Genomic DNA, 13,112 nt, shown 5'->3' with positions numbered 1-13,112 from the left:
GCCCCGGTGCCGGAGGAGTCATCCATGCGCAGTTTCGCTGTCACGGCTGTTCTGATCGCCGCACTGGCGTCGGGTGGCTCCCTCTGGGCGGCCGAAGGCGCCGCATCCCCCGAGGGCATCGGCGACAGGGCCGCCGGCACCAACATCCTGGTCGTCGGGCTGGACCGCCGTACCGGCATCTCCTCCGAGGACCGCAAACGCCTCCATGTGGGCGGCAAGGAGTGCAACTGCACGGACGTGATGATGGTGGTCCACCTCGCCGAGGACGAGCGGCGGGCGACCGTGGTGTCCGTCCCCCGCGACTCGTACGTCGAGTTCGCCGACCACGGCCATCCCCGCCACTCCGGGAAGATCAACGGCGCCTTCCAGCACGGTGGCGGCGACCTGGCCGTACGGACGGTGGAGAAGGCGACCGGGCTGCGGATCGACCACTATCTGGAGACCGACTTCACCGGCTTCGCCGACACCGTGGACCGGCTGGGAGGCGCCACGGTGTGCACGGACAAGACCCTGGTGGACACCGGCTCCGGGCTGCGACTCCCCAAGGGCACCCACCATGTGGACGGCAACCGGGCTCTGCGCTACGCCCGCGCCCGTCACGTCACACCGCCGGGCGATCTCGGCCGGGTACGCCGCCAGCAGCGTCTGCTGATCGAGATGGTGACCCGGCTGCGCGGCGAGGGGGCCTTCGCGAACCCGGCGTCCTCGGTGCTCACCGCCCTGGAGCTGACGAAGGCGGTCCGCACCGACGCGCACACCGGGCTCGACGATCTGATGCATCTCGGCCTCGCGCTCGGACGGCTGACGGCCGAGCAGACGGAGTTCGCGACCGTGCCGATCGCGGACTTCGACCACCGGGTGCCCGAATGGGGGTCGACGCTGCTGTGGGACGAGCCCCGGTCGGCGGCGCTGTGGGCGGCACTGCGCGAGGACCGGCCCATCGTCGGCGACACGGGCATCCGGCCCAGCACGGACACCCCCGTCGAGATGGCTCCGGGCTCGATCCGCGCACGGGTCGACGATCCCGCCGTGGCACGTGCCCTGCGGGCCGACGGCTTCGTCGTCGAGGACACACCGGCAGGGCCGCGGCCGCCGGGGCCCACCGTGATCACCTACGACCCGCACCGGGAGCGTTACGCGGCCTCGCTCGCCGCGGCGATCCCGGGAGCCCGGCTCCGTGCCGTTCCCGGCCACGGCGAGGTCTTCGATGTGCGGGTCGGCGCCCGGGCGTCGACCGTGATCAAGGTCGTCCACGATCGCAGCAGCGTGGAGGGCGCACCGGTCCACGGGAACGAACTGCGCTGCGCGCCGAAGGCCGTGAAGCCGGCCGGCTGACGAAAAGCCGTGTCCTGAGCCCGGCCGACAGCGGTCGGCGGCGGTCAGTCGCCCGCGGCCGGGGTGGGTGCCTTCTTCAGCACACCGATCTTGTCGATGCGGTGCTCGGGGTTGTGCCGGTCGTCGCGCCAGAAGTTGCCGGCGGCGTCGTCCTCGGGAGTGGCACAGGTGGAGACCGTGATCATCGCCTGGGTGGGCTTCTCGCCCGGCTTCCCCGGAACGGGAGCGCGCTGCGCGGCGAGCGAGCTGTCCGAGCGGAAGGACGTCTGCCGGGTGCCGGTGATCTCGTACTCGTAGACGAGACCGCCCTCCTCGACGATCACCGAGTCACCGTTCTTGAGCGAGGGAAGGTCCCGCAGCGGTCCGCCCGCGGACAGCCGGTGGGCGGTGACCAGGTAGTTTCCGATGTCACCGGGGCCGACGCCGCCGCTCTCGCCGTACGGGCTGGCGCCTACGCCACGGTTCTGGATGCGGGTGCCCGGCCAGTCGTCGGTCGTGCCTTCGTAGGGCACGACTCGGAGGTCCTCGAGCCCGATCGCCGGGATGGACAGCAGCGCGGTCTCGGTCCGCGGGGTGGTCCGGTCGGCGGGCTCCACCGAGGGCGAGCTCGTCGCCGGCGCTTTCACCGGCTCCTTCGCCGCGCCCGGGGCCGGCGCGGGGGGCTCGGACGCGGTGCCGGCCGTGGGAGCCGTGACGGTCCCGGTCCGCAGCGCGTCGGAGGTGTCGGCGGCGCCCGTCGAACAGCCGGCGAGCACCACGACGAGTGCGCCGGCGAGGGTTGCGGGGACTGCTCGGGACAGGTGCATGGAGTTCCCGGGGATCCGGTGGAGGGCGGCCACGGCGTGGCCGCCACTTCGAGCATAAAACGCCCGGACTCGATCAGGTGTTCCCCGTAGGGTGGCCGCCATGGCACGAGCGGTCCTGTACTGCAGCGATGTCCTCGCACCCCGCCGCGTGGACGAGCACTTCGCGGCGGAGGCGCGCGCGGTCCGTGAGCACGGCGGCCGGGTGGCGCTGATCGACCACGACGCGCTGATCGGCGGCGACGCAGAACAGGCGGTCGCGAGAGTCCCGCATGGAGCGGCCGGGGCCTGGTACCGGGGCTGGATGATGCCGTCCCACCGGTACGAGGCGCTGGCGGAAGCCGTACGCCTGCGGGGCGGCAGCCTGGTCGTCGCGCCCGGGCAGTACCGGGCCGCCCATGAGCTGCCCGGCTGGTACGACGCGTTCTGCGGGATCACCCCCGAGAGCGTGTGGATCCCGTCCACGCCCGGTCGCGTCCCTGCGCAGGAGGACCTTGCCGCGGCTGCCGGGAAACTCCCCGGCGGGCCGGGGATCGTGAAGGACTACGTCAAGTCCCGCAAACACGAGTGGGACGAGGCGTGCTTCGTCCCCGACCTCGCCGACACCGCCCGGCTCGCGCAGATCGTGCGGCGCTTCGTGGCTCTCCAGGGCGACGATCTGGCCGGAGGGCTCGTCCTGCGGGCGTACGAGTCGTTCGTACGGCCCCGGTCCACCGCGACCGAGGCGCGGGTGTGGTGGCTCGACGGCGAACCCCGCCTGGTGACGGCGCATCCCGACAGCGTCTCCCCGCATCCTCCGGAGCCCGAGCTGGGGCATGTGCGGGCCGCGGTACGGCGTCTCGGCTGCCGTTTCGTCACCACCGACCTCGCCCTGCGCACGGACGGGGCGTGGCGGGTGGTGGAGGTCGGGGACGGCCAGGTGAGCGATGTCCACCGGGACGTGGCGCACGCGGCGATCGCGGGCTTGCTGGTGGACGGGGCGCACGGCGACTGAGGCGCCGTACGGGGGCGGAGGCGGGTCAGTCCGGGCTCCGCGTCCGGGGGCAGCGCGCGGGCCTCGGACCCGTCGCGGAGTCCCGCCGCGGTCCTTCCCTTGGACGAACACCCGCGCCCCCGCGATCCTGGGTATGACGGGACCCACGACCGAGATCGCCGGGCACGCCGGGAAAGGTTCCCGCGCTTGACGGCGGGGCCCGACAGTGCTGGGTTTCTGTACAGAGCCCCAGCCGTCCGCGTCATCAGGAGGAACCCATGAGGATGCTCATCAATGTCCCGGAGACCGTGGTCGAGGACGCCCTGCGCGGGATGGCGGCAGCTCACCCCGAGCTGAACGTGGACGTGGAGAACCGGGTGATCGTACGGCGGGACGCGCCGGTCGCCGGGAAGGTCGGTCTGATATCCGGAGGCGGGTCCGGCCACGAACCGCTGCACGGCGGATTCGTCGGTCCCGGCATGCTGTCCGCCGCGTGTCCCGGGGAGGTCTTCACCAGCCCGGTCCCTGACCAGATGGCGCGGGCCGCCTCCGCGGTCGACAGCGGCCAGGGCGTGCTGTTCATCGTGAAGAACTACACCGGGGACGTCCTCAACTTCGACATGGCCGCCGAGCTCGCCGAGGACGAAGGCGTGCAGGTCGCGAAGGTCCTGGTCAACGATGACGTGGCGGTGACCGACAGCCTGTTCACGGCGGGTCGGCGCGGTACCGGCGCGACCCTCTTCGTCGAGAAGATCGCCGGAGCGGCCGCCGACGCGGGGATGCCGCTGGAGCGGGTGGAGTCGATCGCCCGGCAGGTCAACGAGAACTCCCGCAGCTTCGGTGTCGCGCTGACCGCGGTCACCACCCCTGCCAAGGGCACCCCGACCTTCGATCTCCCCTCGGGCGAGCTGGAACTGGGCATCGGCATCCACGGCGAGCCGGGCCGGGAGCGGCGCCCGATGATGACCTCGCGGGAGATCGCGGACTTCGCCGTCGACGCCGTTCTCGTGGACCGGCCGCCGACGGGTCCCGTACTGGTGCTCGTCAACGGCATGGGCAGCACCCCTCTGCTGGAGCTGTACGGCTTCAACGCCGAGGTCCAGCGCGTGCTGGCGGAGCGCGGTGTGTCCGTCGCCCGTACGCTCGTCGGGAACTACGTGACCTCGCTCGACATGGCGGGCTGCTCGGTGACGCTGTGCCAGGTCGACGAGGAGATGCTGCGGCTGTGGGACGCGCCGGTGGAGACGCCCGCGCTCCGCTGGGGCCGTTGAACCGACCGGGACCGACTGACCTCAGGGAGTGCATGTGCTCGACGCCGACTTCTTCCACCGCTGGCTGACCGCGGTCGCGGTTCTGGTCGACCGCGAGGCGGCGCATCTCACGGAGCTGGACTCGGCGATCGGCGACGCCGACCACGGCAGCAACCTCCAGCGCGGTTTCACCGCGGTGACCGCGACGCTGAACAAGGACGCGCCGCAGACTCCCGGAGCCGTGCTGACCCTGGCCGGGCGGCAGTTGATCTCCACCGTGGGCGGCGCGTCCGGACCGCTGTACGGAACGCTGCTGCGCCGCACCGGCAAAGCCCTCGGCGACGACGCCGAGGTGACTCCCGCACAGCTGGCCGAGGCGCTGCGCGCAGGCGTCGCGGCCGTGGCGCAGCTCGGTGGTGCCAAGGCCGGCGACAAGACGATGCTGGACGCGCTCGAACCGGCGGTCGCGGCACTCGGCGACACGACCGAGTCCTTCGCCGCGGCCCGTGACGCCGCGCGGGAGGGCGCCCTGGCCACGGTCCCCCTGCAGGCCCGTAAGGGCCGGGCCAGCTATCTGGGTGAGCGCAGCATCGGGCACCAGGATCCGGGGGCGACCTCGTCGGCGCTCCTGCTGGCGGCCCTCGCGGAGGTGGCGGCATGAGCGAGGGGAGCACGGTCGGGATCGTTCTCGTCTCGCACAGCAAGGAGGTGGCGGCGGCCGTCGCCGCCCTGGCCACCGGACTGGCGGGTGGCCGGGCCGCGCCCGTCGCTCCGGCCGGCGGCACCCCCGACGGCGGTCTCGGCACCAGCTCCGAGCTGATCGCCGAGGCGGCGGCCTCGGTCGACGGGGGCGCCGGGGTGGCCGTACTCGTCGATCTGGGCAGCGCCGTCCTGACGGTGAAGGCCCTGCTCGCCGAGGGTGACGAACTCCCGGACGCCACGCGGCTGATCGACGCGCCGTTCCTGGAGGGTGCGGTGGCCGCGGTGGTCACCGCGTCGGCGGGGGGCGACCTGGACGCGGTGGAGGCCGCGGCCTCCGAGGCGTACGGCTACCGGAAGGTGTGAGCCCGCGGTCCCCACGCCCGGGGAGCGTGGGGGCCGTTCGGCCCCCCAGGAGTGGCAGGGGCCGGACGGCGCTCCTAGCGTCGGTCTCGTTGTGGTGCATTTCCTACCAACGGAGACCTGACCATGCGTGCCCTACGAGTCGCGTCCCTGGCCCTCGCCGGCACCGTCGCCGCGCTGGCCCTCGGCGCCCCGGCCGCTCTCGCCGAGGACGAGGGGACCGTCACCTCGTTCGGCTTCACTGTCAGCCCGGAGGACGTCGAGCCCGGCGGCACCGTGACGCTAGGCGCCACGGAATGCGAATCCCCCACCGTCACCGCCTCGTCGGGTGTCTTCGACACCGTGACCCTCTCCGAGGGGCTGCCCGCCACGGCGACCGTCTCCGATGACGCCGAGCCGGGTGCCGAGTACGACGTGACCTTCGACTGCGAGGGCGAGAAGGGCACGGCGAAACTGAGCGTCGGCGCCGGCGGGGTCCCCCACACGACTCCCTCCGCCGGGACGCACACCGGCTCCACGGACGACCTGAGCGGACTCACGAAACCCGGCGGCGGTGTGCAGGCCGGATCCGGCGGCAGTCTCTCCGGCCTCAGCCCGACACAGATCGCTCTGGGTTCCCTGCTGGTCGCGGGTGCGGTCGGCGGCGGTATCGTCCTGCTGCGCCGGCGTGCCGGGGACAGCGTCTGAGCGGCGCGTCCGTGCACACGACCGCCCGGCGCAGCTCGTGGTTCACCCTCGTGTGCGTGCTGCTGCTCGGCCTGTTCTTCCTGCGCAACGGGTCGACGGAGACCGCCGAGGGGCCGCCCCGCCCCGTCGCCGCTGCCGCCGCCCCGCACCGGGCCGCAGGACCGCTGCCGCCCGCGCCCGGTCCCCTGCCGCACTCGCCGCCGAAGCGGATCAGCGTGTCCACCCTGCGGCTCGACGCCCCCGTGACCCGCGTCGGGCTCGACGACGACGGCTGGGTGGCGACACCGCCGCTGACGAACAACAACCTGACCGGCTGGTACATGGGCGCCGCCTCTCCCGGCGAGCGCGGCACCTCCGTGATGGTGGGTCATGTCGACAATCCCGCCGGACCCGCGGTGTTCTATCTGCTGGGCTCGCTGGAGCCGGGCAATCGCATCGACGTCGCGCGCGAGGACGGACGCACCGCGGTCTTCTCCGTCTACGGCGTAGAGATGTACGCCAAGAAGGACTTCCCCGCCGACCGTGTCTACCGGGACGGGCCGGACCCGGAACTCCGCCTGATCACCTGCGGTGGCGGCTACTCCGCGAAGACGGGTTACGACGCCAATGTGGTCGCCTTCGCCCGCCTCGTCGACGTGCGCTGAGTCAGATCAGCGCGCAGGCCTCCTGCCCGGACAGCCCGCGGCCCGTACGGTGGGCCCGCGTGTAGCGCTCGTCACCGAGCACCCTCCTGAGGTCGCTCTCGGCCCGCCGGCGCACCTCGTGCCGGTCGTCGAAGGGCTGGAAGCCGAACCCGCCGGGCTGCCCGCCGATGCTGTCGTAGGCGCCGAGCAGCCGCGCACCGTCCTCGGCCGCGTCGAGATGGGCCATCGCCCAGGCCGCGCACAGGAACTGATCGGCGACCAGCTGCGGGGCCACGAGGTGCGCCATGGTGTCCAGTTGCCCCACCGCGTCCCTGACCCGGTCCCGGGCCCGCACGTACGCGCCGTCGACGCAGGCCAGCCAGCCGTGCATACCGACGAGCAGGCCGCGGAACAGCGCGGGCGCGGAGGCGGACAGCTCGCGCTCCATCCCCTCCAGCTGACCGCGCGCGCATCCGGTGCGGCCGATCGCGCCGTAGTGGCGGGTCAGTGCCATACGGGCGGTGCTCAGCACCTCCCCGGTGTAGCCCTCGGAGCGGTCGATCACCTCGAGGAGCTGCCGCTCGGCGTCGGCGCGCTCGTCATCGTTCCCGGCCGTCTTCAGCGCCAGGGTGGCGAGCCGGGACCGGAGCACGAGCACCTGGGCGCCGGCTCCCACGCGGGCGGAACTGCGCATGGCCTCCTCGAAGTCCGCGGCGGCCTCCTCGTACCTCCCCCGTCTGTCGTACTCCTCGCCCCGCGCCGAAAGCGACTCCGCGATGCCCCACTGGTCCCCTGCCGTGCGGAAGAGCGCCAGCGCGCGGTCGGCGTCCGCGGCCGGCCGCGCCGGGCCGGCAGGGTGTCCGATCACCTTGGCCCGCATCAGCAGGAGGAGTGCCAGATCCCAGCCCTCGGCCTGCCCGTCGCTTCCGGCGACGATGGCGTCGAAGGTCTCGGCGAGCCCGCCGAACTCACCGGTCATCAGACGCGCGAAGAACCACATCGTGGCCGGCTGGCGGCTCAGCTGCGGCAGGCCGGGCCGGTAGGCGGCGACCACTCCGCGCAGATACTCCTGGGTCGCCGGATCGTCCATGGCCGTGCCGATCCGGTCGTCGCTCGCGATCACCATCAGCCGTATTCCGCGCCGGGCCTCCCACAGGACCTCCTCGGGCCAGGGCGGGGCGAGGTCCGTGCACCGTGCGGGCATGGGCTCCGCCGCCCGGACCGGGGCCCGGAACGGATCGGGTCCGAGCGCCGCCACGGCGGCCGACCAGGCGCGGGCGTCGGCCTGGTGGGCGCGCTGCTGCCAGAACCAGCTCATCGACAGCGCCAGGCAGAGCGCTTCCTGCTCCTCGTCCAGCCGCACCGCCGTGCGCAGGGCGGTGCGTACGTTGTCGTGCTCGGCCTCGAAGCGGTCCAGCCAGTCGGCCTGACCCGGACCTCTCAGCTCCGGCTCGCCGGTGCGGGCCAGCTCCCGGTAGGCGCGCAGATGGCGCCGTTCCACGGCGGTCCGTTCGCCGGCCTCGGTGAGCCGCTGCCCCGCGTACTCGGCCACGGTCTCGAGCAGTCGGTAGCGCATCCCGTCCGGTCCGTCCGGGACGGCGACCACCAGCGACTTGTCGACAAGGCCGGTCAGCCCGTCCAGGGCGCCCGGACCGCACACCTCCTCGGCCTGGGGCAGCGCGCAGCCACCGGAGAAGACGGCGAGCCTGCGCAGTACGGTGCGTTCCTGCGCGCCCAGCAGGTCCCACGACCAGTCGACGACCGCACGCAGCGTCTGCTGACGGGGCAGCACCGTGCGGCCTCCGCCGGTGAGCAGGCGGAACCGGTCGTCGAGCCGGTCCGCGATCTGCCGCGGCGTCAGGGCGCGCAACCGGGCGGCGGCCAGTTCGAGGGCGAGCGGAAGGCCGTCGAGCCGTCGGCAGATCTCGGCGCAGGCCGCCGGGTCCTCGTCCGTACGGAAGCCCGCGCGTACGGCCGCGCCACGGTCGCCGAGGAGGACGAGAGCGACGTCCTGCGGCAGCGGCCCGACGCCCTGCACGGTCTCTCCGGGCACGCCGAGCGGCTCGCGGCTGGTGGCCAGGACGCGTACGCCGGGGCAGCCGGTGAGGAGTGCTTCGGCCAGCCGGGCGGCGGCGCCGATCACATGCTCGCAGTTGTCCAGGACGAGCAGCATCCGCCTCCGTGCGCAGTGCTCGACCAGATGCGTGAGCGGGTCGCGGACGACACTCTCGGCGGCGGACGGCCCGCGGACCTGTGTCTCGCGGGCGCCGAGCGCGGTCAGCACGGCCTCGGCGACGGCGTTTTCGTCGCCCGCACCGGCCAGGGCTGCCACCCACACGCCGTCGGGCCAGGTCCCGGCGGCGGCGCGGGCGGCCTCCAGGGCGAGCCGGGTCTTGCCCGCACCACCGGGGCCCGTCAGTGTCACCAGTCGTCGGCTCTCCAACGCCCCGGCCAATCCGGCGAGTTCGTCCGTGCGGCCCACGAAGGAGGTGAGCCCGGCGGGGAGATTTCCCCGCCGGGTTGTGCCCGCGGGCGGGGACGGCATGGTGCCCCCGGTCAGCAACCGGCTGTGCAGAGCGCGCAGTTCGGGGCCGGGATCGGCGCCCAGCTGTTTCGCGATGCGCACCCGTACGTCCTCGTACTCCTGAAGGGCCTGCGCCGTGCGGCCCGTCTCGGCGAGGGCTCGGATGTGCAGCGCCTGGAGGGGCTCGTCGAGCGGCGACTCGGCGGCGAGCGGGGCGAGTTCCGGGAGCACGGTGGCCGCGCGGCCGAGTGCGATGTCGGCGGCGATCCTGGCGCGGCGCGCTTCCGTCCGCCGCCGTTCCGCCCGTACCGCGAGCGGATCGGACTCCCGGCCCGGCAGGTCGGCGAGGGCCGGGCCGCGCCACAGGGCGAGCGCCTCGTCCAGCACGGCGGCCGCCTCCTCGGCGTGACCGGCGCCGAGAGCCGCCGCACCCTGCGCGGCCAGACGCTCGAAACGGAAGAGGTCGATGTCGTCCCGGACGGCGGCGAGCCGGTACCCGCCGGGGAGAAGATCCACGGACGCTGCGCCCAGCGTCCGGCGCAGCCGTCCCACCAGCGCCTGAACGGCGGCCGGCGCATCGGCGGGCCGCTGTTCGTCGTCCTGCCACAGCTGTGCGGTCAGCTCGGCCGGGGAGACGGCCCGCCCGCCGCCGGCCGCGAGCGCGGTGAGCAGCGCGCGCAGCCGCGCCCCGCCGAGCCGGGCCTCGGTGCCGTCCGGGCGCAGCACCTGCGTGGGGCCGAGCACGTGGTAGCGGTGGGTCACGCGCCCATTGTCCCCGTTGACGGCAGCGGCCGGTCCATGGCCTGCGGGTGCGGGCGCGCGGCGAAGGGGAGCCCGCGGGCCGGGTGCGCGGCACATCCGGGGAGCGAGCGCCCGCGAACAGACACCGACACCGACACCGGCACCGGCACGGGCACGGGCACGGGCAGCGTGTCCGGGGCCAGGCACCGACAGCCCGGGCGTCCGGAGCCAGGCACCGTGGGTCGCGCGTCCCGGTACGGGGACGGGAACGGGCGACGGCAGGTCGGGCCTGAACCGGCAGGTCCGCGCATCCCCGCACCCGCGCACCCCGCGGCCCCGGCCGGCCACCCGCGCAGCCCACCGGCCGGCCACCCGCACACCGCGCGCGTCCGGCAACGCCCCTTGTCGGACCGTGCTGGCAGACTGGACGAATGTCCGCTCCCCGCCGGCTGTGCCCGGTCTGCCGCCGCGAGATCGCCGTCGTCGGCGGCCGTTTCGCCCGCCATGACCCAGCCGCCTCGCGCACCGCCGCCGAGCTGGTCTCGTGCCCCGGCTCGCTGCGGCAGGCGCCCTACGACCCGGCGGTGCAGCCGTCGCTCGACGGCTCCGTGGTGCCCGCCTTCCCCGGTCAGCTGCCGCTGTTCTGACCGGACGACCCGGCCTCCGCGGCCGCGTGCCCACGGGTGTTCCGGACCGGCCATCCCGCGTTCCCCGGAGGTACGGCAGGACTTCGCGCGACAGCACCCCCGCTCACCGGGTAGATTGGTCTACACCAGTGATGTCTTCAGAGACAGGGATCTTCGTGGAAGTTGTCATCGTTCCGGATTCCGCCGCGGGCGGCGAACTCATCGCCGAAGCCATGGCCGACCTGCTGCGACGCAAGCCCGACGCCCTGCTGGGGGTCGCCACGGGGTCGACCCCGCTGCCGGTCTACGAAGCCCTCGCCGCCAAGGTGCGCGCCGAGGAGGTGGACACCTCCCGGGCCCGGATCTGCCAGCTCGACGAGTACGTGGGCCTGCCGTACGGCCACCCCGAGTCGTACCGGTCGGTGGTTCTGCGTGAGGTCGTCGAACCGCTCGGACTGACCGACGAGGCCTTCATGGGCCCCGACGGCACCGCCGAGGACGTCGCCGCCGCCTGCGCCGCCTACGACCGGGCGCTCGCCGAAGCGGGCGGAGTCGACCTCCAGCTCCTCGGCATCGGCACGGACGGGCACATCGGCTTCAACGAGCCGTGCTCCTCGCTCGCCTCGCGCACCCGGATCAAGACCCTCACGCAGCAGACCCGCCAGGACAACGCCCGGTTCTTCAGCGGTCTCGACGAGGTCCCGCACCATGTGATCACCCAGGGCATCGGCACCATCCTGGAAGCCCGTCACCTGGTCCTGCTGGCCACCGGCGAGGCCAAGGCCGACGCCGTGGCGCTCGCCGTCGAGGGCCCATTGGCCGCCCTGGTCCCCGCATCCGCGCTGCAACTGCATCCGCACGCCACGGTGGTGGTCGACGAGGCGGCGGCGTCCCGGCTGAAGCTCGGCGACTACTTCCGCGCCACCTACGCCGCCAAGCCCGCCTGGCAAGGGCTCTGAGGGACTCGGCGCTCCTGTCGTTCGGATCTCGCCCGCAGATCCGAACGTACAGTCGGCCGCTCTGTCCGACGGCTCACAATATTGTCCCGTTCAGAACATATTCCGCTCCGAACGGCCCTTATCCGCCACCGAGTTGATACGGTGCGCTGGCTCGGCACTTGACGCGCGTTCAACTGACGCACGTACGTGCAGCCCCGGGGGATTTCCATGGACGACGACATATATGACGACATTCATGTGGTCAGAGCCAGTCTGGAGCGGGTCCGACGCCGGGCCGCTCATGTGGTCCGGTACTTCTACGCACATTTGTTCACCCACCATCCCGAGCTGCGCCCGCTGTTCCCACCCGCCATGGACGACCAGTACGACCGGCTGTTCACCGCCCTCGTCCATGTGGTGGAGCACCTCGGGCACCCGGGACTCCCCGCGCATCTGGAGGTCCTGGGCCGCGACCACCGCAAGTTCGGGATTCTGGACGAGGACTACCGGGCGGTCGGCGAGAGCCTCGTCGCCGCGATCAGCCACCACAGCCCGGATTCGTGGGACCGGCGCACGGAGGCGTCCTGGCAGCGGGTGTACGACTACGCCGCCTGCGCCATGACCGGCGGGGCGCGCCGGTCCTGTGCCACCGGCGAGCCTGCCTGGTGGGCGGCGACCATCCTGTCGCACCGGCTCCACGGCGATCACACGGCGGTCGTGCGCGCGTCCGTGTCCGAGCCCTACTCCTGGCTCCCCGGCCAGTACGCGACGATCGAACACCCGGAGCTGCCGGGCGTGTGGCGGCCCTACTCGCTCGCGGGACGCCCGGGCGACAGCCATGTGCTCGAATTCCATGTGGGCCGCGTGCCGGGTGGTCAGCTCAGCAATGTGCTGTGCGACCGGACCGAGCCGGGCCAGGTGCTGCGGCTCGGCGCCGCCTCGGGTTCCGCGCTCACCCCGCCGCCCGACACCGGCGCCGTCACCCTCATCGCCGCCGGCACGGGCTGGGCCCCGGTCAAGTCCGTCCTGGACGCACTGCTCTCCCGCAGGCCCGCACCCCGTATCCGTATCGACGTCGTGGCCCGCGGCGAGTCGCACTTCTACGACGGCGCGGCCCTGGACGACATCCTGCGCAAGCACCCCTGTCTGAGCGCCTATTGGTGGTACCAGGAACGCGGTGAGGGCCGGATGCGGGCCGCGGAACGGCTGCACACACATCTGCGGGAACGCCGGGACTGGCCCGGCGAGACGGTCTACCTCTGCGGGCCGGTGATGTTCGTGCACGAGACCGCGGAGTTACTGCACGAATGCGGGCTGCCGGAGGGCGCGCTCATCCGTGATCCGCTGCCCTCGTCGGTCAGAGCGCGCGGTCACGTCTCCCATGCGGAGGCCTTTCTCGACCCGCCGCCGGTGAACTGGATCGACCCGGACGCCCGCACCCGCCCGCTCGATCTTCCGCTCCCCCTGCCGCAGAGCTCGATCGGTCACTGACCACCGGCCCGGACAGCGCGGCACGAAGAGGCGCACCGCGGCGCCGGTTGCGGAATCCG

At 73.1% G+C, this 13,112-nt stretch carries 12 protein-coding genes; 10 read left to right on the top strand and 2 right to left on the bottom strand.

All coding sequences use genetic code 11. The features are described from left to right. Positions 1–24 precede the first annotated feature (24 nt). Complete coding sequence (locus tag RPQ07_RS33110; protein WP_313947916.1) at positions 25–1,335, top strand: LCP family protein; 1,311 nt, start codon at positions 25–27, stop codon at positions 1,333–1,335. A gap of 44 nt (positions 1,336–1,379) precedes the next feature. On the opposite strand, the gene RPQ07_RS33105 is transcribed toward RPQ07_RS33110, so the two are convergent. Continuing rightward, positions 1,380–2,141 (bottom strand): class E sortase, encoded by a 762-nt coding sequence (locus RPQ07_RS33105; protein WP_313947915.1) that lies wholly within the window; start codon positions 2,139–2,141, stop codon positions 1,380–1,382. Between the two features lie 100 nt (positions 2,142–2,241). On the opposite strand from RPQ07_RS33105, the gene RPQ07_RS33100 reads away from it, so the two are divergent. The 6 genes from RPQ07_RS33100 (at position 2,242) to RPQ07_RS33075 (ending at position 6,754) form a co-directional block, all read left to right on the top strand. Beyond that, positions 2,242–3,132: an ATP-grasp domain-containing protein gene (locus RPQ07_RS33100; protein ID WP_313947914.1), complete on the top strand. Its 891-nt coding sequence runs from the start codon at positions 2,242–2,244 to the stop codon at positions 3,130–3,132. A 257-nt stretch (positions 3,133–3,389) separates the two neighbouring features. Continuing rightward, on the top strand, positions 3,390–4,382 hold the full coding sequence (dhaK, locus tag RPQ07_RS33095; protein ID WP_313947913.1) for a dihydroxyacetone kinase subunit DhaK: 993 nt from the start codon (positions 3,390–3,392) through the stop codon (positions 4,380–4,382). A 34-nt stretch (positions 4,383–4,416) separates the two neighbouring features. Continuing rightward, positions 4,417–5,022: a dihydroxyacetone kinase subunit DhaL gene (gene dhaL / locus RPQ07_RS33090; RefSeq protein WP_313947912.1), complete on the top strand. Its 606-nt coding sequence runs from the start codon at positions 4,417–4,419 to the stop codon at positions 5,020–5,022. After that, the gene (locus RPQ07_RS33085; protein ID WP_313947911.1) at positions 5,019–5,426 is read left to right on the top strand and encodes a PTS fructose transporter subunit IIA; all 408 of its coding nucleotides are present in this window, start codon (positions 5,019–5,021) and stop codon (positions 5,424–5,426) included. Before dhaL ends, RPQ07_RS33085 begins: the two co-directional genes overlap by 4 nt. A 123-nt stretch (positions 5,427–5,549) precedes the next feature. Next, positions 5,550–6,110: a hypothetical protein gene (locus tag RPQ07_RS33080; RefSeq protein ID WP_313947910.1), complete on the top strand. Its 561-nt coding sequence runs from the start codon at positions 5,550–5,552 to the stop codon at positions 6,108–6,110. 11 nt (positions 6,111–6,121) lie between these two features. Then, positions 6,122–6,754, top strand: coding sequence for a class F sortase (locus RPQ07_RS33075; RefSeq protein WP_313947909.1), 633 nt, complete (start codon positions 6,122–6,124; stop codon positions 6,752–6,754). A 1-nt stretch (position 6,755) separates the two neighbouring features. Here the strand turns inward: RPQ07_RS33075 and RPQ07_RS33070 are convergent, their stop codons facing one another. After that, positions 6,756–10,019 carry an AfsR/SARP family transcriptional regulator gene (locus tag RPQ07_RS33070; RefSeq protein ID WP_313947908.1) on the bottom strand — a complete coding sequence of 1,088 codons (3,264 nt, stop codon included), beginning with the start codon at positions 10,017–10,019 and terminating at the stop codon, positions 6,756–6,758. Positions 10,020–10,429: 410 nt separating this feature from the next. Between RPQ07_RS33070 and RPQ07_RS33065 the strand changes: the two genes are divergently transcribed. The 3 genes from RPQ07_RS33065 to RPQ07_RS33055 all read left to right on the top strand — a co-directional run bounded on the left by RPQ07_RS33065 (position 10,430) and on the right by RPQ07_RS33055 (position 13,053). Next, positions 10,430–10,645: a hypothetical protein gene (locus RPQ07_RS33065; RefSeq protein WP_313947907.1), complete on the top strand. Its 216-nt coding sequence runs from the start codon at positions 10,430–10,432 to the stop codon at positions 10,643–10,645. A gap of 155 nt (positions 10,646–10,800) precedes the next feature. Next, positions 10,801–11,583, top strand: coding sequence for a glucosamine-6-phosphate deaminase (gene nagB, locus RPQ07_RS33060; protein WP_313949112.1), 783 nt, complete (start codon positions 10,801–10,803; stop codon positions 11,581–11,583). Between the two features lie 207 nt (positions 11,584–11,790). After that, positions 11,791–13,053: a globin domain-containing protein gene (locus RPQ07_RS33055; RefSeq protein ID WP_313947906.1), complete on the top strand. Its 1,263-nt coding sequence runs from the start codon at positions 11,791–11,793 to the stop codon at positions 13,051–13,053. The last annotated feature ends 59 nt before the right edge of the window (positions 13,054–13,112 follow it).

The organism is Streptomyces sp. AM8-1-1 (genome assembly GCF_032229325.1).
GTDB classification, from domain to species: Bacteria; Actinomycetota; Actinomycetes; order Streptomycetales; family Streptomycetaceae; genus Streptomyces; species Streptomyces achmelvichensis.
This window is presented reverse-complemented; position numbering and strand designations above follow the sequence as displayed.

Bases quoted from the DNA above. Each gene is read 5' to 3' on its own strand.
- RPQ07_RS33100 (WP_313947914.1), top strand. From the start codon at position 2,242: ATGGCACGAGCGGTCCTGTACTGCAGCGATGTCCTCGCACCCCGCCGC.
- RPQ07_RS33080 (WP_313947910.1), top strand. From the start codon at position 5,550: ATGCGTGCCCTACGAGTCGCGTCCCTGGCCCTCGCCGGCACCGTCGCC.
- dhaK (WP_313947913.1), top strand. From the start codon at position 3,390: ATGAGGATGCTCATCAATGTCCCGGAGACCGTGGTCGAGGACGCCCTG.
- RPQ07_RS33065 (WP_313947907.1), top strand. From the start codon at position 10,430: ATGTCCGCTCCCCGCCGGCTGTGCCCGGTCTGCCGCCGCGAGATCGCC.
- RPQ07_RS33055 (WP_313947906.1), top strand. From the start codon at position 11,791: ATGGACGACGACATATATGACGACATTCATGTGGTCAGAGCCAGTCTG.
- RPQ07_RS33105 (WP_313947915.1), bottom strand. From the start codon at position 2,141: ATGCACCTGTCCCGAGCAGTCCCCGCAACCCTCGCCGGCGCACTCGTC.
- RPQ07_RS33110 (WP_313947916.1), top strand. From the start codon at position 25: ATGCGCAGTTTCGCTGTCACGGCTGTTCTGATCGCCGCACTGGCGTCG.
- RPQ07_RS33085 (WP_313947911.1), top strand. From the start codon at position 5,019: ATGAGCGAGGGGAGCACGGTCGGGATCGTTCTCGTCTCGCACAGCAAG.